Raw genomic sequence first — 20,423 nt, forward strand, 5'->3', positions numbered from 1 at the left:
CCTCAGCTGCCGCTGTCCTCGTTACGCGCGTGGCGCGGCTCGGTGAGGGCGCGGCGGTAGCGCGCGTAGAGGTCGCTGTCCATGTTGCTGGCGCTGAGGATCTTCAGCGCGAAGGCCTTGACCTCGGCGTCGCTGTACGCCCGCTGGGGCTCGCTGGCGGGCGGTTGCGCGGCGCAGCCCACCAGCACGGGGACGGCCAGCACCAGGCTGGAAAGGGATCGGAACATGGCGGGTTCACCCGGGGCGTGGAAAGTGGGGGTGGACAAAGGCTATCGAGGGCCCGGCATCCAGGGAAATCATCCCGGTCGATAGTCGCTATCGTCCGGGCCGAGTTCCGACACCCGGGGCCGCCATAGGTTCCGGCGGCCCAGCAGGCCGGGCCGATTCGGGGTATCCTTCGCGGCTTTCGCAATCTCCCGGGACCGCGCCATGAAAGAGCAGCTCGCCGAACTCCTCACCCTGATCAGCTCGGGCTGCATGGGCGAGGAGGAAATCCGCCGGATCGCCGAGGAGGCCGCCGCGGCCTACGCCGACCCCGAGGCCTTCCTCGCCGCCAACCCGGACATCAACTACGACGACAGCTTCCCCATCCCGCTGGGCGAATGGGTGGTGGTCGGCAGCCTGCCGGACATCGTGCTGTTCCAGGCCGACGACTACAAGGAACTGTTCGAGGGCATCCGCGCCTCGTTCGATGCGAGCGTGAACTTCGTGCTGCAGGCCAAGCAGTTGCAAAAGGCCGACCCGCTCACTGCGCTGAAGCGCATCCAGGTGCAGCTGGGCGCGCTCTATCCGGAAAAGGGCGGCTACGTGCTGCTGGACTTCAGCGAGCCGCTGGACGACGAGCTGCAGGCGGTGCTGGTGTACGGCTGCGACCTGGAAAGGGTCATGGCCCTGTGCCTGGAGATCGGCATTCCGGCGGCACCGGCCTACGAGCGCCTGGTCGAGGCCAGCCGGGAAGACTGACGCCCCTCGGACGCGCTTCCAGCAACCCCCTGTCGAATGAAGGCGCCCTTGCCGGCACGGCGGACGGCCGTGCCGCGGGGCAGCGAGCGGCTCGCGTTCGTGGGAGCCCTGGCGTGTTCAGGGTTTGGGTTTCCCTTCCGCGCGTAGGAATGCTCTGAGGTCAACCAGGCGATGTCCGGCGATCTCCCGCATGGGCAGCTTGCCGCTGGCGATCCAGGCCTCCAGAACCTCCGGCTGATCGGACATCCCGAGCCATTCGGCGAAACGCTCGAGGCTCAGGTAGTAGGTTTCATCCTCGGGAGCGGGGGAGAAGGGTTCTTCCACTTTCATGTGGTGTCCTGCACCATGACCAGCGCTGTTGGGAGAGAGGCGATACGGATCTCCCGGCGACAATACACTAAATATTAGTGTTTTTGTATGGTGCTTCGAATGTCCGGAAATGGATTACAGATCGTGAAGAAACGTTTCCTTTTTACCGCTGGGGAAAGACTGCGTGGCCTGCGTGAGCTGACCGGGCTCAAGCGCCCGGAATTCGCCAGGATCGTCGGCATGAAGGCCAAGACCGTGGAGAACATCGAGTTCGGCCGCCAGCGCATGCGCGACGAGGATTTCGAGAAGGTCTGCAGCGTCTATCCGGATTTCGCCCGCTGGATCACCTACGAAGGGCCCATCGATCCGGTATCCGTGGCCTGGGAAATCGCCGATTCGGCGCAGTCCGCCGCCGTCTACCTGGTGGAGCAGAACCCCTCGCTGCTGGCCAGCAGCAATCTCAGCCTGGAGGAGTGGCGCAGCCGCCACCACGACGTGCTCGAACGCCTTCGCCAGGAGCCGGGGCGGGAAATCTGCGAGGAAACCGACGACGACCCCGAAGACGGCCCCGACGGCGAAGAGGCGCGCGACTAGGCAGCGCAGCCGCGCAGGTAGCCCAGCAGGTCGGGGGCGCCGATGCTGCGCAGGCCGTTGCCGAATTCATCGGCTTGCGGGTGGTCCTTGGGCAGCAGCAGGGTTTCCGGCGTTTCGCTGTTGAACAGGCCGAAGCGCGCATAGGGCAGGCCGGTGTCCAGCAGCAGGCCCATGAACCCGGCGTCGCTCCAGGCCTGGGTCGGCATCGCCAGCACGTGGTAGCGCCGCTCCAGGTCGTCCAGGGCGCTGCCCTGCAGGCTGAACTGGCGCACCCGGGCCGGCAGGCGCAGTTCGAGGCCGCGGCGGCGCGCATAGGCCACCGCGCAGGCGAAGGCTTCGACGTGGTTGTCCAGCTCCAGGAACAGCCGCTGGCCATGCCAGTCGGCCCGCCGCAACTGCAGCTCGATGCCACGCTCGAAGCCGGGCAGGGCCTGCCCGAGCGCCTTGCCGAAGTCGCGGTAGCTGATGATCCGCACCTGGCGCCCGGCATCGCTGGCCGCCAGCGCCTCGAAGTCGGGCAGCGCGGAATTCGCCAGGGGGCCGCGGGTGTACAGGCCGTCCACCGCGCGCAGGTCGACTTCTTCGAGTTCCAGCAGGCGCGAGCCGACCAGCTTCTTCAGTGCGGCATGGGCGCGCGCCTTGTCTTCCTGCACCGGCCCGGACAAGGCGCCGCGCGGCAGGTCGACCAGGCGGTAGAGCGGCGCGCCGGACTGCCAGCCGATGCCGCCGGGCGGGCTCGCCGGGGCGCTGAAACTCAGCGCCAGGGAACGGGTGCGCTGCGCGACCTTGTGCTGGTCGGTGCCGCCCAGCCCCAGGCGCTGGGCGATGGCCGCGAGGCGCTGGGCCATGTTGCGGGGTGGATTCATGGTCGACGGCAAACTCCCGATGCCCGGCGGACAGCCTTAAGCATAGGTAAGCCAGTAGCGCTTGTGCGTCCGGGCAGTGACAAATCTTGCTTCCTTCCTTCGATGGCGAGCGCCACGCGGGCGCGGGCTCGACCGCGGCGGCCGCGCCTCGCCTAGGGGCTGGCCGGCCGGCTATACTAGCGCCCCATTTTGCCGACCGATGCCCGACCATGTATAGCCTGGCCCGCGAGCTGCTGTTCAAACTCTCCCCGGAAACCTCCCACGAGCTGTCCATCGACCTGATCGGCGCCGGCGGCCGCCTGGGGCTCAACGGCCTGTTCTGCCCGAAGCCGGCCAGCCTGCCGGTGCAGGTCATGGGCATCGACTTCCCCAACCCGGTGGGCCTGGCCGCCGGCCTGGACAAGAACGGCGACGCCATCGATGGCTTCGCCCAGCTGGGCTTCGGCTTCGTCGAGATCGGCACCGTCACCCCGCGCCCGCAGCCGGGCAACCCCAAGCCGCGGCTGTTCCGCCTGCCGCAGGCCACCGCCATCATCAACCGCATGGGCTTCAACAACCTGGGCGTCGACCACCTGGTGGAGCGGGTCAAGGCCGCGAAGTACCGCGGCGTGCTGGGCATCAACATCGGCAAGAACTTCGACACCCCGGTCGAGCGCGCGGTGGACGACTACCTGATCTGCCTGGACAAGGTCTACGCCCACGCCAGCTACGTCACGGTCAACGTCAGCTCGCCCAACACCCCGGGCCTGCGCAGCCTGCAGTTCGGCGACTCGCTCAAGCAGTTGCTGGAAGCCTTGCGCCAGCGCCAGGAGGACCTGGCCGAGCAGCATGGCCGGCGCGTGCCGCTGGCGATCAAGATCGCCCCGGACATGACCGACGAGGAGACCGCCATGGTCGCCGTAGCGCTGGTGGAGGCGGGGATGGACGCGGTGATCGCCACCAACACCACCCTGGGCCGCGAAGGCGTCGAGGGGCTGCCGTTCGGCGACGAGGCCGGCGGCCTGTCGGGTGCGCCGGTGCGCGAGAAGAGCACCCACACGGTCAAGGTCCTGGCTGGCGAGCTGGGCGGGCGCCTGCCGATCATCGCCGCCGGCGGCATCACCGAGGGTGCCCACGCGGCGGAGAAGATCGCCGCCGGGGCGAGCCTGGTGCAGATCTACTCGGGCTTCATCTACAAGGGGCCGGCGCTGATCCGCGAGGCGGTGGACGCCATCGCCCAGACGCAGCGCACCGAGCGCTGAGGACAAATAAAAAAGGGCTCCTTTCGGAGCCCTCGGGCTTGCGCCCTGCCGCCCGGATGGGACGGCCTTGGGGAAATCGGTGTGATCCTTGGTCAGCTAGTGGCGTGTTGCATCTGGTTCAGACGTTGCAGGCCGGCAGTGCCGGTGAGGCCATCCCAGTTGTCGCCGCGACCCTCGCGCCAGCCATTGAGCCAGGACTGCCGGGTGGTGGGATGGGTGAAAGGACAGAGATCGCGAGACTTGCCACTGAGGCCGTACTGGTAACCGCGCATAAAGGCTCTTTCCAACGGATCACGCTTGAGTCTTCTCATAGGGTGTTGCCCTCACTTGTTGACTGTTATGTCCCGTTGGCCCCCTGGGGAGGCCTGGCGGACAATTCCGCCAAAAGGGGTCCGTTGCCGGCGTGACAGACCCCGCCCGACACCTTTGCGGCGACGGGTTAAGCTGAGTTCTAAACCATGGGCTTCGAGCCTGTGAACAACCAATTTGTCATAAAGACTTAACTCTTATGGGCTCAGGCCATAAGTTTTCCCCGCAGGCGGCTCGGGCAAATTGCCCGAAACCGCATGTTCAGGGGCTTGTGCAACGGAAGCTGGCAAGCTGCCAGGAAATTGAGAGGTTCTCTCATCCCGACGAGCGGGCCAGTGCCTGCGACCTCGGGTCGCGGGTTGGTGAAACCTCTTGAAATGAATCATGGCCGGGTGCCAGCGTCTGGCGCGGTATCCGGTACCGGGGGCCAAGGCCCCCCTGGAAAGGGCTTCGGCCCGGGAATCGCGATGTCGGAACACTACGAACTCTTCCTCACCTGTCCCAAGGGCCTCGACGGCCTGCTGCTGGACGAGGCGCAGGCGCTGGGTCTGATCGATGCGCGGGCGCAGGTGTCCGCCGTGCGCGGCCGCGGCGACCTGGAGACGGCCTACCGGCTGTGCCTCTGGTCGCGCCTGGCCAACCGCGTGCTGCTGGTGCTGGCGCGCTTCCCGGTGGCCAACGCCGAGGAGCTGTACCTGGGCGTGAACGCGGTCAACTGGAGCGACCACCTCGACCCCGGCGGCAGCCTGGCGGTGGAGTTCAGCGGCAAGGGCTCGGGCATCGACAACACCCACTTCGGCGCGCTCAAGGTCAAGGACGCCATCGTCGACAACCTGCGCGCCGAGTTCGGCCGGCGGCCGACGGTGGACAAGGTCAACCCGGACATCCGCGTCCACCTGCACCTGGACCGCGGCCAGGCGGTGCTGTCCCTGGACCTCTCCGGGCACAGCCTGCACCAGCGCGGCTACCGCCTGCAGCAGGGCGCCGCGCCGCTGAAGGAAAACCTCGCCGCGGCCATCCTGATCCGCGCCGGCTGGCCGCAGCTGGCCGCCGAGGGCGGGGCGCTGTCCGACCCCATGTGCGGCGTCGGCACCTTCCTCATCGAGGCCGGCCTGATGGCCGCCGACATCGCCCCCAACCTCAGGCGCGAGCACTGGGGCTTCGACAAGTGGCTGGGCCACGTCCCGGCGCTGTGGCGCAAGCTGCTGGCCGAGGCCGAGCAGCGCGCCGCCGCCGGCCTTGCGCGCACGCCGCTGTGGATCCGCGGCTACGAGGCGGACCCGCGGCTGATCCAGCCGGCGCGCAACAACATCGAGCGCGCCGGGCTGGGCGAGTGGGTGAAGGTCTACCAGGGCGAGCTGGCCACCTTCGAGCCGCGCCCGGACAAGGGCCAGCGCGGCCTGCTGGTCTGCAACCCGCCCTACGGCGAGCGCCTGGGCGACGAGGCCAGCCTGCTGTACCTCTACCAGCACCTGGGCGAGCGCCTGCGCCAGGCCTGCCTGGGCTGGAACGCCGCGGTCTTCACCGGCGCGCCCGAGCTGGGCAAGCGCATGGGCATCCGCAGCCACAAGCAGTACGCCTTCTGGAACGGCGCGCTGCCGTGCAAGCTGCTGATGTTCGAGGTGGAGCCGCGGCAGTTCGTCACCGGCGAGCGTGGCGCCGAACCCCGCCAGGCGTCCGCCGGGGCCCCGGCCCCGGTCGTCGAGCAGGCGCGCTTGAGCGAAGGCGGGCAGATGTTCGCCAACCGCCTGCAGAAAAACCTCAAGCAGTTGGGCAAGTGGGCCAGGCGCGAGAAGATCGAATGCTACCGCCTGTATGACGCCGACATGCCCGAGTACGCCCTGGCCGTGGACCTGTACCGCGACTGGGTGCACGTGCAGGAGTACGCCGCGCCCAAGTCCATCGACCCGGCCAAGGCCCAGGTGCGCCTGCTCGATGCCCTGGCGGCGCTGCCCCAGGCCCTGGGCATCCCCAGCGAACGCATCGTCATCAAGCGCCGCGAACGCCAGGGCGGCAAGCGCCAGTACGAGCGGCAGAACAGCGAAGGCCGGTTCATGGAAGTGGAGGAGGGCGGCGTGCGCTTGCTGGTCAACCTGACCGACTACCTGGACACCGGGCTGTTCCTCGACCACCGGCCGATGCGCCTGCGCCTGCAGCGCGAGGCCGCCGGCAAGCGCTTCCTCAACCTGTTCTGCTACACCGCCACGGCCACCGTGCATGCGGCCAGGGGCGGCGCGCGCAGCACCACCAGTGTCGACCTGTCGAAGACCTACCTGGACTGGGCGCGGCGCAACCTGTCGCTCAACGGTTTCTCCGACAAGCAGAAACTGGTGCAGAGCGACGTCATGGAGTGGCTGCGGGCGGACCGCGGCGAGTACGACCTGATCTTCATCGACCCGCCGACCTTCTCCAACTCCAAGCGCATGGAGGGGGTGTTCGACGTGCAGCGCGACCAGGTCGAGCTGATCGACCTGGCCATGACGCGCCTGGCCAAGGGCGGCGTGCTGTACTTCTCCAACAACTTCCGCAAGTTCGAACTGGACCCGGGCCTGGCGGCGCGCTACCAGGTCGAGGACATCAGCGCCCAGACCCTGGACCCGGACTTCGTGCGCAATCCGAAGATCCATCGGGCCTGGCGCATCAGCGCACGCTGATTCGCCAGGCCCCCGCGGCCAGCATCACTGGCCGCGGGTGGAGGCGTGGAGGTCCAGCAGCACCTGGTCGAGGATGGACGAGGCGCCCCACGGCCGGTTGCTGTTGAGGATGGCCACCACCACCCAGTTGTTGCCGCGGGCGTCGCGGCTGAACCCGGCCAGGGCGCGGACGGTGTTGAGGGTGCCGGTCTTGACGTGGGCCTCTCCGGTCATGGGGGTGTGGCGCAGGCGCTTGCGCATGGTGCCGTCGACGCCGACGATCGGCAGCGAGGAGATGTACTCCGAGGCGTAGGGGCTGTGCCAGGCGGCCTGCAGCATGGCGGCCATCTCGCGGGCGCTGACGCGCTCGTCACGGGACAGGCCCGAGCCGTTCTCCATCACCAGGTGCGAGGCGGTGATGCCCTTGCGCGCCAGCCACTGGCGGATCACCCGCTGCGCCGCCAGGCCGTCGTTGGCGTCCGCGCTGGTGCGGTTCTGCGCGCCGATGCTGAGGAACACCTGGCGGGCCATGGTGTTGTTACTGTATTTGTTGATGTCGCGGATGATGTCCACGGTGTCCGGCGACAGCGCGCGGGCCAGCAGGGTGGCGTTCTTCGGCACGCTGCCCTGGCGGTCGGCGCCGCTGATGCTGCCGCCCAGTTCCTGCCAGATGCCGCGGATGGCGCCGGCGGTGTAGCCCGGGTGGTCGAGCAGCGACATGTAGGTCTGCGCGCTGCAGCCGCGGGGAATCTCGCCGGCGGCGACCAGCACGGTGCCCTCGGCGCGGGTCTCCGGCACGAAGCGCAGCTTCGGCCAGGCCGGGCAGTTGGCCGGGCCGCTGACCTTGATCTGGTTCTCCAGGCGCACGTTGGCCAGCGGCGGGTCCATCATCACCGAGGCCTGGTTGCCTTCGCTGCGCACCACCAGGCGCACGCTCTTGAGGTTGACCATGGCGGCGTCGGGGCCGACCAGGAACGGCTTGTTGTCGTCGCCGCCGTCATCGTTGAACACCGGCAGCTGCGGCTGGTTGAAGTAGCTGCGGTCCAGCACCAGGTCGCCGTTGACCTTGAGCACGCCGTTGGCGCGCAGGTCGCGCATCATCAGCCAGAGCTTCTCCAGGTTCAGCTTGGGGTCGCCGCCGCCCTTGAGGTAGAGGTTGCCGTTGAGCACGCCGTCCTGCAGCTTGCCGTCGGTGTAGAACTCGGTCTTCCACTGGTAGGTGGGGCCCAGCAGCTCCAGGGCGGCATAGGTGGTGAACAGCTTCATGGTCGAGGCCGGGTTCACCGAGACGTCGGCGTTGAAGTAGGTCGGCGTACCCGGGCCGTCCAGGGGGATCATCACCAGCGACAGGGCGTCGTTGGTCAGCTTGCTGGCCTTGAGGGCCTTCTCCACCCGTTCGGGCAGGACGGACTTGATCGGGGCGGCCAGGGTGGGCAGGGCGAAGGGCAGCAGGGTAGCGAAGGCGAGAACACGCAGTGACTTGAACATAGTTGAAGTGAAATCCCGGTTCAGGGCATAGACATGACTAAGGTGACGAAAGCAGACACTGACGATAGACGATTGCGCCAGTGGCGCGGCAACGCGCCGGCGCATTATGCCGCAAGCCGTTGTCGGATGCGCTGGGGTTTGCACGCGATGCGCGTGTGAGTGCCACCTTCGAGCTGCTAGAGTCTGTGCGGGGCGGCGCCCGCCGTGCCCCGCATGCCGTCATCAATCGAGGAGATCCGCCCCATGGCCAGCAACCGTTCCCGTCGTCTGCGCAAGAAGCTCTGCGTCGATGAGTTCCAGGAGCTGGGGTTCGAGCTGTCGCTCGACTACCGCGAAGGGCTCCCCGCGGAGCAATTGCAGGCCTTCCTCAAGCGCTTCGTGGAGCAGGCCATCACCGCCAATGGCCTGGCCTACACCGGTTGCGACGACTTCGGCTTCGTCTGCCTGGCGCGCCGCGGCTCGGTCACCGAGGCGCAGCGCAAGGCCGTGGAGGACTGGCTGAAGCAGCAGGGCGAGCTGGGCGGCAGTTCGGTCAGCCCACTGCAGGACGCCTGGTATCCGGAGCAGCCCATTCACCAGCCTGTCTGAGGGCGGGCCTGGCATACGCCCCGCGGCTCAGCCCGGCGGGGTGTGCGCGCCCTCCAGTTCCAGTTCGGCGCCGGCCTCCGGCGCGGGCGCCGGCAGGTCGACGCCCGCCCAGCGGCGATAGTCGTCCTCCGACATCGGCTGCGAGAACAGGAAGCCCTGGCCGAAGCGGCAGCCCAGTTCGCGCATGCGCTGCAGCTGCTGGCAGGTCTCGATGCCCTCGGCGATCACCCGCAGCTGCAGGTGGCGCGCCAGCACCAGGGTGCTGGCGACCGACTCGTGGGTGCGCGGGTTGTGCTGCATGTCGCGGATGAAGGAAGCGTCCAGCTTGATCTCGTTGCAGGGCAGGTCGCAAAGGCGCTGCAGCGAGGAGTAGCCGGTGCCGAAGTCGTCGATGGCGACGTTGCAGCCGAGCAGGCGCAGGCGGGTGAGGTTCTCCAGGCTGGCCAGGGGCGTGGTCGCCAGCCCCCCTTCGATGATCTCTATGGTCAGGCTGGCGGGATCGATGCCGGTCTGCCGCAGCTTTTCCTTCAGGTGGGTGGCCAGGTCGCGCTGCTGCAGCACCTCCAGGTCGATGTTGATCGACAGCGCCCGCTGGGTGCCCTGGCGCAGTTCGCGGCGGGCGAAGTCCAGGGCCTGGTCCAGGATCAGGTCGAAGAGGTCGGGCAGCAGTTTCATCCGGCGGATCGCGGCGAGGAAGTAGGCCGGGCGCAACAGCCCGTGGACCGGGTGGTCCCAGCGCACCAGCACCTCGGCGCCGACCTCCTGCAGGGTGTCGAGGTCGACCTTGGGCTGGTAGTAGGCCTTCAGTTCGCGGTTGCGCATGGCCTGCCAGACCTCCAGCGCCGAGGGCGTCGGCCGCGGTAGCGGCGGGGCGGCGGCGGGCGTGGCGCTGTAGTGGCGCAGGCGCGCCTGCAGGCTGGACATCTGCAGCGGCTTGGTCAGCTCGCCGAGCACCGACAGGCCGTACAGCGTGGCGATGTGGGCGATGGCCCGGCGCAGGTCGGCGGGAATCTCGCTGACCACGATGATCGCCCGCAGCAGCTTCTCCTGGGCCGCCAGGCGCAGGAACCCGAGCAGGTCCATGCCCGGCGGGAGCACGTCGCAGATGCAGATGTCGACTCCGCCTTCCCGCCTCAGCAGCTCGATGGCGCTGTCCCCGTCGCCGGCGGCCAGGACCTGCTCGTAGCCGAGGACCCGCAGGCCGTGCACGGTCGCCTCGCGCAGAAATGCATGGTCCTCCAGCACCAGCAGGCTGGATGGGATCGATCTGTTCATGGTCGCGCGTACCGAATTGGATAACGGGCGAAGTGTGCCGGCTGGCGGGCGCCATTTATTTAAAGAACTTCCATTTTTCTTGTGGGAATTTGCATCAGGGAATGTTGAAAAAGACCGATCGGAAAGTTAGGGGAAGTTGCCCAATCAAGTTTGTGTAGGAATTTATCCTTTGATGTATGGGAATTTACTTAAGATGTTAAAAGTGGCCCCAGTTAATCTCGACACCGATTCCCTAGACGATATCTTACGGCGCACTCTTGGGAAGTCTGTCGGAGATTGAAAATTGAGCAAGGTTCTTATCGTCGATGACCATCCGGTAATACGGATGGCAATGCGCGTCCTGCTGGAAAAGGAAGGTCACACCATCATCGGGGAGACCGATAACGGCGTGGACGCCCTGTCCCTGGTGAAGGATCTGCTGCCGGAGCTGGTGGTGCTGGACATCGGCATCCCCAAGCTGGACGGGCTCGAGGTCATCAGCCGCCTCACCGCGTTCAACCTGCCCCTGAAAATTCTCGTGCTGACCGGCCAGAGCGCCTCGCTCTATGCCATGCGCTGCATGCAGGCCGGGGCATCGGGGTTCGTCTGCAAGCAGGGCGGGCTGGCCGAACTGATCAGCGCGGTCAACGCGGTGATCGCCGGGTACAATTATTTCCCCAGCACCGCCGTGCGCCCGGCGCGCAAGAACAACGGCAGCATGGACGACCATGAACTCATCCAGCGGCTTTCCGACCGGGAAATGTCGGTATTGCAATACCTGGCCAATGGTTATTCGAACAAGGACATCTCCGAGCAGATGTTCATCAGCAACAAGACCGTCAGTACCTACAAGACGCGCCTGCTGCTGAAGCTCAATGCCCATTCGCTGGTCGACCTGATCGAGTTCGCCAAGCGCAACGCACTGGTCTGAGATGTCCGCCATGGGGTCGAGGTGCAGGGCGCTGCTGGGTGCCGTTCTCGGTGCGATGCTGGCGATGGGGGCCTGGGCCGACGAGGCCCAGGCCCCCGCGCCCTGGACGCAGCTCGCGTTGCTGGCCCGCACGGCGGCGCTTCCCGAGAGACCGCGGGTCGAGCTGCCGGAGTCGGACTGGCAGTGGCTGCGCGAGAAGCGCACGCTGGTGGTGGGGGTGGCCGCGCCGGACTACCCGCCGCTGATCGTCACCGTCAGCGGCAGCGAGCTGGAGGGCGTCACCGCCGACTACCTCGGGCTGATCGGCGAAGCGCTCAACGTGCGCATCGAGATGCGCCGCTACCCGTCCAGGCGCCAGACCATCCAGGCGCTGGTGGACGGCGAGATCGACCTGATCGGCCGCGCCACCGGCTTCGAGGCGGAAATCCCCGAGCTGTTGCTGTCGCGCCCCTATTCCCTGAACCAGCCGGTGATCGTCGGGCCGCAGGACATGCGCCTGGAAGGCGACCTGCAGCTGACCGGCAAGCGGCTCGCGGTGGTGGGCGACTACTTCTCGCCGCAGGAGCTGGTCGAGCATTTCCCCGATGCCGAGGTCGTGCATTTCGACTCGCTGCGCCGCGCCCTGGAGTCCGTCGCCCTCGGGCAGGTGGACGCCTACGTCGGCGACGCCCTGAGCGCGCAGTACCTGATCAGCCAGGGCTACCTGGTCAACCTCAAGCTGCTGAACTTCGCCAACTTCAACGGCATCGGCTTCTCCTTCGCCGCGCGCAAGGACGGCAGCCCGCTGCTCTACAGCGTCAACGAGGCGCTGCAGAGCGTCAGCGCCCAGCAGCAGCTGTCGATCCAGCGGCGCTGGAGCGTGGGCGGGGTGTTCTCCATCTCCAACCACCGGCTGAACCTCACGCCCCAGGAGCTGCGCTGGCTGGAGCGCAACCCGCGGCCGCGGCTGGGCATCGACCAGTCGCTGGCGCCGCTGACCTTCTTCGACTCCCAGGGCAATTTCCGCGGCATAGTCGCCGACCTGCTGGACCTGATCCGCACGCGCACCGGCCTGCAGTTCGAGGTGCTGCCGACTTCGTCCATCCCCGGCATGTTCACCCAGGTGCGCCGGGGCCAGGTCGACGCCCTGGCGACCATGACGCCCACCGTCGAGCGCGAGGCGCAGGTGGACTTCACCCGGCCCTACCTGAGCACCTCCTTCGTGCTGCTCTCGCGCAAGGACGACACCCGCCAGGACCTCGCGGACCTCGACGGCAAGCGTGTGGCGGCGCCCCATGGCAGCGTGGTGGGGGCCTACGTGCGCGAGCACTTCCCGCAGGTGAAGCTGGTGGAGGTGGACAACTACAGCGACGCCCTGCCGCTGCTGGAGGAAGGGCGGGTGGACGCCGCCCTGCAGCCGATGCTCACCGCCACCTTCCTGGTCAACCGCTACTACCGCGACCTGCGCATCGCCGCGACCCTGGACCTGGAGCCGGCGCAGATATCCCTGGGGGTCTCGCGGGCCGACCCGGAGCTGCTGAGCATCCTCAACAAGGCCCTGCTGGCGATCTCGCCGGAGGACATGGCCAGCATCATCAGCCGCTGGTCCACCAGCGGCGCCTCGCCGGACAGCATCTGGGAAGGCTACCGCTCGCAGTTCTACTGGTTGCTGTGGGGCGGCCTGGTGCTGCTCGGGCTGATCCTGCTGTGGAACTGCTACCTGCTGTTCAGGGTGCGCGCGCGCCAGCACGCCGAGCAGGAACTGCAGGACCGCCTGGCATTCAAGCGCGCGCTGATCGACGGCATTCCCCAGCCGGTCTCGGTACGCGACGCCGAAGGGCGCCTGATCACCTGCAACCGGGCCTTCCGCGAGGCCACCGGGCTGTCGGAGGAGACGGCGGCGGGGTCGCTGCTGCGGGACTGCATCTGGCTCTCCGCCGAACAGGCCGAGGGCCTGCACCGGGAATACCTCCAGGTGATGGCCAGCGGCGAACCGGTCGCCGTCGACCGGGTGCTGGAGATCAACGGCGAGCCGCGCCAGGTGCACCATTGGCTCACGCCCTACCGGAGCGCGTCCGGCAAGGTTCGCGGCCTGGTCTCCGGCTGGGTCGACGTCACCGAGCGCGAGCGCCTGCACCAGCAGCTGGAGATCGCCAAGGAGCAGGCCGAGGAAGCCAGCCGGGCGAAGAGCACCTTCCTGGCGACCATGAGCCACGAGATCCGCACGCCGATGAATGCGGTGATCGGCATGCTCGAACTGGCGCTGACGCGCAACCGTTGCAGCGGTTGCGGCGAGCAGGGGCCCATCGAGGTGGCCTACGAGTCGGCCAAGTCGCTGCTGCTGCTGATCGGCGACATCCTCGACGTCGCCAAGATCGAGTCCGGCCGCCTGACGCTGCTGCCCGAACGGGCGCGCCTGCGCGAGCTGATCGAGTCGGTGGCCCGCGTCTTCGACGGCCTGGCCAGGCAGAAGGGCCTGCTGCTGAAGCTGGAGATCGAGACCGAGGCCGCCTGCGACGTGCTCATCGACCCGCTGCGCTTCAAGCAGATCCTCTCCAACCTGGTGAGCAACGCCATCAAGTTCACCGACCAGGGCAGCGTCTGGGTGCGGGTCTCGGGCGAGCCGCTGCCCAACGAGCGGCTGGCACTGGAGGTGTGCGTCGAGGACAGCGGCATCGGCATCGCCGAGGAAGACCAGAAGCAGCTCTTCGAACCCTTCAGCCAGGTGCAGCGCGAAGGGCGCGCCAACCACGGCGGCACGGGGCTGGGGCTGACCATCTGCCGCAAGCTGGCGGAAATGATGGGCGGCTCGGTGCGCCTGGAGAGCGTGGCCGGCGTGGGCACCAAGGTGCACGTCAGGCTGGTGCTGCAGGTGCTGGAGCCCCTCGCGCCGGAAGAGGATTCGATCATCCTGCGCCGCCCGGTGGAGCAGCGGACATTGCACGTGCTGGTGGTCGATGACCACCCGGTCAACCGCCTGCTGCTGGCGCAGCAACTGGAGCACCTGGGGCACACCGTGGCCATGGCCACGGATGGCGGCGAAGCCCTGCAGCTATGGCGGCCCGGCGAGTTCGACCTGATGATCACCGACTGCAACATGCCGGTACTCAGCGGCTACAGCCTGGCCAGGCGAGTCCGCGAGATCGAGCGGGAGACCGGCGCGGCGCATTCCCCCATCCTCGGCTTCACGGCCAATGCCCAGCCCGACGAGATCGCGCGCTGCAAGGAGGCCGGCATGGACGATTGCCTGTTCAAACCGATCAGCATCGAGCAATTGCGCGACCAGCTGGAGCAACTGCAGTGCGGCGAGATGATGCCGCCGGCGCCGGTCCCGGCAGCGGCTCCGCAGGAGGAGGGCGACCTGGACATCGGCGCGTTGCTGGAGATGACCGGCGGCAACGCCCAACTGACGCGCAACCTGATGGCCGAGCTGATGTCCAGCAACGAGGCGGACGCCGAACAGCTCGAACCCCTGCTGCACGCGCAGGACCGGCGGCGCCTGGCCGAGCTGGCCCACCGCATCAAGGGCGCGGCGCGGCTGGTGGGCGCCATGGCCCTGCACGACCGCTGCGCGGAGCTGGAGAAGGCCTGCGCCGAGCGCGCCGAGTTCTCGACGCTGCGCAGTGCCGTGGAGCAACTGCGCAGGGCGCTGGATGCGCTGCAGGCCAGCCTGCATGGCCATCTGAAGCGGCTGGACGAGGAAGGCTGCATCCGGCCGGCGCCGTCGGCCACCGAGAACGACCCGGCCTAGGGCCGGGCTTCCCCGCGGGCGCGGCGCAACCTCGACGCCTCACACCGGGCTGGAGCGCCCGGTCATCTCCCGCGCCATTTCGGTGGCATAGCTGTCGGTCATCCCGGCGATGAAGTCGATGACCCGCAGGAAGGCCTTGTGCAGCGGCCAGTCGGGGTCGGGGGCGTTGTGCCCGAGCAGGTCGAGGATGCGCTGGTTCTTGAACGACGGGCTGCGGCCGCCATGCTGTTCCAGGGCTGCGCCGCAGAAGGAGTTGAGCAGGATTTCCAGGGTGGTGTAGGCGCCGATCTCGTGCAGCGTCTTGCGCTTGTCCTGGAAGATCTTCTGCCGCGCCAGGGCCTTGGCCTGCTGCACGCAGCGCTTGGCCGGGCCGCTCATGTGCTCCACCAGGTCGCCACCCAGGCCGCCCTCCAGCAGGGCCCGCTTCTGCTCGACGAAGGCCCGCGCGGCGGCGTTGCTCAGGTGCTCGATGGCCTTGCCGCGGAGGATCGCCAGGCGCCGCCGGCGGGAGTCGCTGGGGCCGAGCTGGCGATAGGTCTCGGGAATGTCGTCGCCGACCAGGTCCAGCAGCAGGGCCTCCACCTCGGGGTAGTCGAGCAGTTCCATCTCCAGGCCGTCCTCCAGGTCGATCAGGCCGTAGCAGATGTCGTCCGCCGCCTCCATCAGGTAGACCAGCGGGTGGCGCGCCCAGCGCTCGTCGTCGAGCTTGGGCATGCCCAGCTTCTCGGTGATCTGCTCCAGCAGCGGCAACTCGCTCTGGTAGCAGCCGAACTTGTGCTTCTTGTAGCCGAGAGAGTCGGCATGGCGCGCGGTCCAGGGGTACTTCAGGTAGCTGCCCAGGGTGGCGTAGGTCAGGCGCATGCCGCCGTCGAACTGGTGGTACTCCAGCTGGGTGAGCACTCGGAAGCCCTGGGCGTTGCCCTCGAAATTGAGGAAGTCGGCGCGCTCGTCGGCATCCATGGCGTCGAGCCAGCCGCGCGCGGCGGCCTGCTGGAACCAGTGGCGGATGGCGTCCTCGCCGGAGTGGCCGAAGGGCGGGTTGCCGATGTCGTGGGCCAGGCAGGCCGACTGCACGATCACCCCGAGGTCGCTGGGGTCGCACCATTCCGGCAGCTCGCCGCGCAGCATCTCGCCGACGCGCATGCCCAGGGAGCGGCCGACGCAGCCGACCTCCAGGGAGTGGGTCAGGCGCGTGTGGATGTGGTCGTTGCTCGACACCGGGTGGACCTGGGTCTTGCGCCCCAGGCGGCGGAAGGCGCCGGAGAAGATGATGCGGTCGTGGTCCTTGTGGAAGGCGCTGCGGCCCAGTTCCGCGCTGCTGTGCACGGGTTTGCCGAGGCGCTCGCGGGGGAGCAGGGTATGCCAGTCCATTCGCTCGTCCGATTGCTCGTGGTGGGGCCAACGCTACCCCTTGCCCGCGGCAATCTCAATCGCGGCCTGTCACAGACCTTCGGCGTCGATGTCGATCAGCAGCAGGCGGCGGCCCTGGTCGATGAACTGCCCGGCGGTCATGCAGTACTGGTTGGTGGTGGCGTCGCGGTAGGTGTTGGACAGCGTCAGCCGGCGTTCTTCCCAGCCCTCGGCGAGCAACTGGTAGAAGTAGGGGCGCCAGGACCAGTTGTGGCCGACGTAACGCCGGTCTTCCTTCCAGAACAGGCCGTTCCATTCCAGGTTGGGCGAGATCTGCGTGCCGTGGCGGTCGCACTGGTACACCCGCAGCAGGCGCGGGAAGGCGTCGGGGGTGGGCAGGCTGGCCAGGCGCGCGCCGCCCTCGGCCCAGGGGCGCAGGCTGGCGACCAGTTCGGCCAGTTGCTGGCGCAGCTGCACCAGCCGGGCGCGCTCTTGCAGCTTGCGCTGTACGTAGCGGTCGCGCCACTGGCCGAAGGCGTCGAGGTAAGCGTCGCTGGCGGGGAAGTCCAGGGCCGGGCGGGCGAACAGGTAGCCCTGGACGAAGCGCGCGCCGCACTCCAGGGCGAAGTCCAGTTCCGCCTCGGTCTCCACCCCTTCGGCGATGATCCAGCAGCCGGTCTTCTCGGCCATCTGCGCCAGGGCCTTGACCACCTCGCCGCTGGGGCCGCCACGGGCCGCCTGCTGGAACAGGCGCATGTCCAGCTTGAGGATGTCCGGCTGCAGCGCCAGGACGCGGTCGAGCTGGGAGTAGCCGGCGCCGAAATCGTCGATGGCGATGCGCGCCCCGGCCTCGCGGTAGCGCGCCACCACCTCGGGCAGGCGCTGGTTGCCGCCGCCCAGTTCGGTGATCTCGAAGACCACCCGATGCGGGTCGACGCCGTGCTGCTGCAGTTGCTTGAGGCTGGGCAGCGGCTGGTTGGGGCGCAGCCGGCTGATCCAGCGCGGCGAGATGTTCAGGCTGAGGAACCAGTCCGCGGGCGCTTCCGGCAGGCGCGCCAGGGCGTCGTCGCGGATCTGCCGGTCGAGGCGGCGCAAGGTCGCCGGGGGAATCTTCGGATCGACGAACATCGGGCCCACCGAGAGCAGCTGGCCGTCGGCCTGGCGCATCCGGCCGAGGGCCTCGACCCCGGCGATCAGGCCGGTGGCGGTATCGATGAAAGGCTGGAAGCAGGCGACCGGTTGCCCGTCGATCAAGGGACACATCCTTAGTGAAGGGGAAGGGAGGGCGTTGCCGCCGGCCCGGGATTGCCTCCTAGCAAGAATGTAGCCAGGGCGCTCAGTCGCCCTGGCCCGCCGACGGCTTCTCCGGGCTGCCCGCGGCCGGCTGGCGCAGCTTCAGCAGCAGCGGCGCGAGCACGATGGCCAGGCGCAGCAGGCGCACCAGGCCACGTTTGCGGCGCAGCATCAGGGCGGCCGCGGCCGCCGCGCCGCCGGCGGCCCACAGCGAGGCGCCGCCGCGCAGTTGCTGGCGCACGCCCTGGCCCAGGTCGCGGGCCTGGCGCAGCGGCTGCAGGAGCTTCTCGCTTTCCTGGCGCAACTGCTGGCGCTGGACTTCCAGGCGCAGGCGCAGCACGGCCTTGCGCAGTTCCTGCCGCGTGGGGCGGGGGGAGAGTTGCGGCAGTTCACTCATGGCAGCAGTTGCTCCCGGTCACGGGCCAGTTCTTCCAGGGTGGCGCTGAATGGCGAACTGTCGTCGTCCACCAGCTGGTACAGGCGCCAGGCGCACAGCCCGCCACCCAGCGCATAGAAGGCGCACAGGCCGAGCACGGCGGCCAGCCGGTCGCTGTCCCAGAACAGCACCAGCACCAGCAGCGACAGGCCCAGTATCAGCAGCAGGGCGAACAGCAACGCCAGCCCGGCGAACAGCAGCAGCGCCAGGGTACGGCTCTTCTGCTCCTGCAGCTCCAGGCCGAAGAGTTCGACGTGGCCATGCAGCAGGCCCAGCAGTGCGGCGCCGAAGCGCCGCACGGAAGGGCCCTGGTGTGGCGGGGCGTCCTTGGCGTCGCTCATCGGTCAGCGCCGCCCGACCAGCAGGCCGAGCAGGAAGCCGACGCCCGCGGCCAGGCCCACGGCCTGCCAGGGATGCTCGCCGACATAGTCCTCGGTGGCGTCCACCGCGGCGCGGCCCTGGTCGCGCACGGCGCTCTGCGCGGCGTCGATGCGTTCGCGGGCCCGGCCCAGCCCGGAGCGCAGCTGTTCGCGCAGGGCATCGGCTTCCTCGCCGGCCAGTTCCGCGGAGGTCTGCAGGAGTTTCTCGGTGTCGGCCACCAGGGCCTGGAACTCGGCCAGCAGCTCGTCCTTGGTGGTATTCGCGGTGCTCTTGCGGGGCATTGTGAGGCTCCTTGTGTTTGCGAGGGGTTCACTGGTTTCTGAGCCCCAGGGCGTTGGGAAGTTTCCCATAAATCGACGGCGAAGCGGCGACGTAGAGCAGGACTCAGGCCCGTTCAGTGAAGACCAGTCTGCGCCGCTTCGCCCGTCGGGCGCATGGTATGCCGCTTGCAACGCCGTGGTGCGTCATCCGGTGCGAGTGCCCCAGACAGGGGCGTTCAGGGACGTCCGAAGACCGCCGGAAAATCCATTAACCAACTGAAAGACAAAAGAAAAATCAAAAAAACAGAGGTGCCCCTCCGCGCTCTCGTGTGCCGTGTGGAGCAGGGGGCTGGACCTTATCGGTGCGCCTGCGCTTCATGCTGGTGCGGCGCGCCGGGGCGATGAGCTGTTTTGGTGCTTTTTCGGTCTGATCCGGGGCTGCCTGATTCATGGAAAACCTCAACAGTGCCGTGGAAACCCTGATCCACGGTTCCAATACCCTGTTCATCCTGCTGGGCGCCGTGATGGTGCTGGCCATGCATGCCGGCTTCGCCTTCCTCGAGGTCGGCACGGTGCGCCTGAAGAACCAGGTCAACGCCTTGTCGAAGATCCTCTCGGACTTCGCCGTGTCCTGCCTTGCGTACTTCTTCATCGGCTACTGGATCGCCTACGGCGTGGATTTCCTCAAGCCGGCCAGCGAGCTGAGCGCGGAGAACGGCTATGCGCTGGTCAAGTTCTTCTTCCTGCTGACCTTCGCCGCCGCCATCCCCGCGATCATTTCCGGGGGCATCGCCGAGCGCGCCCGGTTCGCCCCGCAACTGTGCGCCACGGCGCTGATCGTGGCCTTCGTCTACCCCTTCTTCGAGGGCATGGCGTGGAACGGCAACCACGGCCTGCAGGCCTGGCTGGCCCTGAAGTTCGGCGCGCCCTTCCATGATTTCGCCGGCTCCGTGGTGGTGCACGCCTTCGGTGGCTGGCTGGCGCTGGCCGCGGTGCTGCTGCTGGGCCCGCGCAACGGCCGTTACCGCGAGGGCCGGCTGGTGGCCTTCGCGCCGTCGAACATCCCCTTCCTGGCCCTGGGCGCCTGGATCCTGGTGGTCGGCTGGTTCGGCTTCAACGTGATGAGCGCGCAGACCCTGGACCACGCCAGCGGCCTGGTGGCGGTGAACTCGCTGCTGGCCATGGTCGGTGGCACCATCGCCTCGTTGCTGGTGGGGCGCAACGACCCCGGCTTCCTGCACAACGGCCCGCTGGCCGGCCTGGTGGCGGTGTGCGCCGGCTCCGACCTGATGCACCCGGTCGGTGCACTGGCCACGGGCCTGGTGGCCGGCGCGCTGTTCGTCTGGGTGTTCACTGCGGCGCAGACGCGCTGGAAGCTCGACGACGTGCTCGGCGTATGGCCGCTGCACGGCCTGTGCGGCGCCTGGGGCGGCATCGCCTGCGGCATCTTCGGCCAGCAGGCCCTGGGCGGCCTGGGCGGGGTGAGCCTGGCGAGCCAGGTGCTGGGCACCCTGCTGGGCATTGTCATCGCCTTCGCCGGCGGGCTGCTGGTCTACGGCGGGATCAAGGCGGTGGTGGGCATCCGCCTGAGCCAGGAAGAGGAGTACTACGGCGCTGACCTGTCGATCCACAAGATCGGGGCGATCAACCACGATTGAGCGCCGTTCGTGCCACCGCGGCGTCCTGCGCGGCCGGTGAGTCCAATCGCGGACGGAGTCCGCTCCTACGCCCGTGCCTCCTGGAACCGTAGGAGGACCTTGTCCGCGATCATGGCGGATAACGCCGTAGGCGTTATGC

At 68.1% G+C, this 20,423-nt stretch carries 19 protein-coding genes; 8 read left to right on the top strand and 11 right to left on the bottom strand.

The annotated features are described in order from the left end of the window. Window positions 1-2 precede the first annotated feature (2 nt). The gene (locus tag DK254_RS17185) at window positions 3-227 is read right to left on the bottom strand and encodes a hypothetical protein (RefSeq protein ID WP_089392671.1); all 225 of its coding nucleotides are present in this window, start codon (window positions 225-227) and stop codon (window positions 3-5) included. Window positions 228-429: 202 nt separating this feature from the next. Here DK254_RS17185 and DK254_RS17190 point away from each other — a divergent pair, with 202 nt between their 5' ends. After that, complete coding sequence (locus tag DK254_RS17190; protein ID WP_109934753.1) at window positions 430-963, top strand: hypothetical protein; 534 nt, start codon at window positions 430-432, stop codon at window positions 961-963. Window positions 964-1,080: 117 nt separating this feature from the next. Here DK254_RS17190 and DK254_RS17195 read toward each other — a convergent pair whose 3' ends face one another. Beyond that, window positions 1,081-1,293, bottom strand: a complete 213-nt coding sequence (locus DK254_RS17195) for a DNA-binding protein (RefSeq protein ID WP_109934754.1) — start codon at window positions 1,291-1,293, stop codon at window positions 1,081-1,083. A 123-nt stretch (window positions 1,294-1,416) separates the two neighbouring features. On the opposite strand from DK254_RS17195, the gene DK254_RS17200 reads away from it, so the two are divergent. Beyond that, window positions 1,417-1,866, top strand: coding sequence for a helix-turn-helix transcriptional regulator (locus tag DK254_RS17200; RefSeq protein ID WP_256595895.1), 450 nt, complete (start codon window positions 1,417-1,419; stop codon window positions 1,864-1,866). On the opposite strand, the gene DK254_RS17205 is transcribed toward DK254_RS17200, so the two are convergent. After that, window positions 1,863-2,732 (bottom strand): DUF6685 family protein, encoded by an 870-nt coding sequence (locus DK254_RS17205; protein WP_256595896.1) that lies wholly within the window; start codon window positions 2,730-2,732, stop codon window positions 1,863-1,865. The two genes, DK254_RS17200 and DK254_RS17205, sit on opposite strands and share 4 nt — an antisense overlap. Window positions 2,733-2,941: 209 nt before the next feature. Here DK254_RS17205 and DK254_RS17210 point away from each other — a divergent pair, with 209 nt between their 5' ends. After that, on the top strand, window positions 2,942-3,973 hold the full coding sequence (locus DK254_RS17210; protein WP_109934757.1) for a quinone-dependent dihydroorotate dehydrogenase: 1,032 nt from the start codon (window positions 2,942-2,944) through the stop codon (window positions 3,971-3,973). Between the two features lie 92 nt (window positions 3,974-4,065). Here DK254_RS17210 and rmf read toward each other — a convergent pair whose 3' ends face one another. Next, window positions 4,066-4,284, bottom strand: coding sequence for a ribosome modulation factor (rmf, locus tag DK254_RS17215; RefSeq protein ID WP_109934758.1), 219 nt, complete (start codon window positions 4,282-4,284; stop codon window positions 4,066-4,068). 465 nt (window positions 4,285-4,749) lie between these two features. Here rmf and rlmKL point away from each other — a divergent pair, with 465 nt between their 5' ends. Continuing rightward, window positions 4,750-6,936, top strand: coding sequence for a bifunctional 23S rRNA (guanine(2069)-N(7))-methyltransferase RlmK/23S rRNA (guanine(2445)-N(2))-methyltransferase RlmL (gene rlmKL / locus DK254_RS17220; protein WP_109934759.1), 2,187 nt, complete (start codon window positions 4,750-4,752; stop codon window positions 6,934-6,936). Window positions 6,937-6,960: 24 nt separating this feature from the next. Here the strand turns inward: rlmKL and dacB are convergent, their stop codons facing one another. After that, window positions 6,961-8,403: a D-alanyl-D-alanine carboxypeptidase/D-alanyl-D-alanine-endopeptidase gene (gene dacB, locus DK254_RS17225; protein ID WP_109934760.1), complete on the bottom strand. Its 1,443-nt coding sequence runs from the start codon at window positions 8,401-8,403 to the stop codon at window positions 6,961-6,963. Between the two features lie 243 nt (window positions 8,404-8,646). Here dacB and DK254_RS17230 point away from each other — a divergent pair, with 243 nt between their 5' ends. Next, complete coding sequence (locus DK254_RS17230) at window positions 8,647-8,991, top strand: YggL family protein (RefSeq protein ID WP_109934761.1); 345 nt, start codon at window positions 8,647-8,649, stop codon at window positions 8,989-8,991. 27 nt (window positions 8,992-9,018) lie between these two features. Here the strand turns inward: DK254_RS17230 and DK254_RS17235 are convergent, their stop codons facing one another. Further along, window positions 9,019-10,266 (bottom strand): EAL domain-containing protein, encoded by a 1,248-nt coding sequence (locus DK254_RS17235; RefSeq protein WP_109934762.1) that lies wholly within the window; start codon window positions 10,264-10,266, stop codon window positions 9,019-9,021. A 283-nt stretch (window positions 10,267-10,549) separates the two neighbouring features. Between DK254_RS17235 and DK254_RS17240 the strand changes: the two genes are divergently transcribed. Together DK254_RS17240 and DK254_RS17245 are read left to right on the top strand one after the other, a co-directional pair. Continuing rightward, a complete protein-coding gene (locus DK254_RS17240; RefSeq protein ID WP_024128782.1) occupies window positions 10,550-11,176 on the top strand; it encodes a response regulator transcription factor in 627 nt (208 codons plus the stop codon). Window positions 11,177-11,240: 64 nt separating this feature from the next. Beyond that, window positions 11,241-14,906, top strand: a complete 3,666-nt coding sequence (locus DK254_RS17245) for a transporter substrate-binding domain-containing protein (protein ID WP_256595897.1) — start codon at window positions 11,241-11,243, stop codon at window positions 14,904-14,906. Window positions 14,907-14,945: 39 nt separating this feature from the next. Here the strand turns inward: DK254_RS17245 and DK254_RS17250 are convergent, their stop codons facing one another. From DK254_RS17250 to DK254_RS17270, 5 genes are all read right to left on the bottom strand, one after another. Then, a complete protein-coding gene (locus DK254_RS17250) occupies window positions 14,946-16,277 on the bottom strand; it encodes a deoxyguanosinetriphosphate triphosphohydrolase (protein ID WP_109934763.1) in 1,332 nt (443 codons plus the stop codon). A 69-nt stretch (window positions 16,278-16,346) separates the two neighbouring features. Next, window positions 16,347-17,510, bottom strand: coding sequence for an EAL domain-containing protein (locus DK254_RS17255; RefSeq protein WP_109934764.1), 1,164 nt, complete (start codon window positions 17,508-17,510; stop codon window positions 16,347-16,349). An 82-nt stretch (window positions 17,511-17,592) separates the two neighbouring features. Beyond that, window positions 17,593-17,946 carry a hypothetical protein gene (locus DK254_RS17260; protein WP_109934765.1) on the bottom strand — a complete coding sequence of 118 codons (354 nt, stop codon included), beginning with the start codon at window positions 17,944-17,946 and terminating at the stop codon, window positions 17,593-17,595. Beyond that, entirely contained in the window at window positions 17,943-18,326 is a 384-nt protein-coding gene (locus DK254_RS17265) for a phage holin family protein (protein ID WP_089392658.1), read from the bottom strand. The genes DK254_RS17260 and DK254_RS17265 overlap by 4 nt, the downstream gene beginning before the upstream one ends. Window positions 18,327-18,329: 3 nt before the next feature. Further along, window positions 18,330-18,647 carry a YqjD family protein gene (locus tag DK254_RS17270; protein WP_089392657.1) on the bottom strand — a complete coding sequence of 106 codons (318 nt, stop codon included), beginning with the start codon at window positions 18,645-18,647 and terminating at the stop codon, window positions 18,330-18,332. 428 nt (window positions 18,648-19,075) lie between these two features. Between DK254_RS17270 and DK254_RS17275 the strand changes: the two genes are divergently transcribed. Continuing rightward, on the top strand, window positions 19,076-20,284 hold the full coding sequence (locus DK254_RS17275; protein ID WP_109934766.1) for an ammonium transporter: 1,209 nt from the start codon (window positions 19,076-19,078) through the stop codon (window positions 20,282-20,284). Window positions 20,285-20,423: the final 139 nt, after the last annotated feature.

It is taken from the genome of Pseudomonas sp. RW407, from assembly GCF_003176655.1.
GTDB lineage: Bacteria > Pseudomonadota > Gammaproteobacteria > Pseudomonadales > Pseudomonadaceae > Pseudomonas > Pseudomonas delhiensis.

Bases quoted from the DNA above. Each gene is read 5' to 3' on its own strand.
- DK254_RS17185 (WP_089392671.1), bottom strand. From the start codon at position 227: ATGTTCCGATCCCTTTCCAGCCTGGTGCTGGCCGTCCCCGTGCTGGTG.
- DK254_RS17190 (WP_109934753.1), top strand. From the start codon at position 430: ATGAAAGAGCAGCTCGCCGAACTCCTCACCCTGATCAGCTCGGGCTGC.
- DK254_RS17195 (WP_109934754.1), bottom strand. From the start codon at position 1,293: ATGAAAGTGGAAGAACCCTTCTCCCCCGCTCCCGAGGATGAAACCTAC.
- DK254_RS17205 (WP_256595896.1), bottom strand. From the start codon at position 2,732: ATGAATCCACCCCGCAACATGGCCCAGCGCCTCGCGGCCATCGCCCAG.
- DK254_RS17210 (WP_109934757.1), top strand. From the start codon at position 2,942: ATGTATAGCCTGGCCCGCGAGCTGCTGTTCAAACTCTCCCCGGAAACC.
- rmf (WP_109934758.1), bottom strand. From the start codon at position 4,284: ATGAGAAGACTCAAGCGTGATCCGTTGGAAAGAGCCTTTATGCGCGGT.
- rlmKL (WP_109934759.1), top strand. From the start codon at position 4,750: ATGTCGGAACACTACGAACTCTTCCTCACCTGTCCCAAGGGCCTCGAC.
- dacB (WP_109934760.1), bottom strand. From the start codon at position 8,403: ATGTTCAAGTCACTGCGTGTTCTCGCCTTCGCTACCCTGCTGCCCTTC.
- DK254_RS17230 (WP_109934761.1), top strand. From the start codon at position 8,647: ATGGCCAGCAACCGTTCCCGTCGTCTGCGCAAGAAGCTCTGCGTCGAT.
- DK254_RS17235 (WP_109934762.1), bottom strand. From the start codon at position 10,266: ATGAACAGATCGATCCCATCCAGCCTGCTGGTGCTGGAGGACCATGCA.
- DK254_RS17245 (WP_256595897.1), top strand. From the start codon at position 11,241: ATGGGGGCCTGGGCCGACGAGGCCCAGGCCCCCGCGCCCTGGACGCAG.
- DK254_RS17250 (WP_109934763.1), bottom strand. From the start codon at position 16,277: ATGGACTGGCATACCCTGCTCCCCCGCGAGCGCCTCGGCAAACCCGTG.
- DK254_RS17260 (WP_109934765.1), bottom strand. From the start codon at position 17,946: ATGAGTGAACTGCCGCAACTCTCCCCCCGCCCCACGCGGCAGGAACTG.
- DK254_RS17265 (WP_089392658.1), bottom strand. From the start codon at position 18,326: ATGAGCGACGCCAAGGACGCCCCGCCACACCAGGGCCCTTCCGTGCGG.
- DK254_RS17270 (WP_089392657.1), bottom strand. From the start codon at position 18,647: ATGCCCCGCAAGAGCACCGCGAATACCACCAAGGACGAGCTGCTGGCC.
- DK254_RS17275 (WP_109934766.1), top strand. From the start codon at position 19,076: ATGGAAAACCTCAACAGTGCCGTGGAAACCCTGATCCACGGTTCCAAT.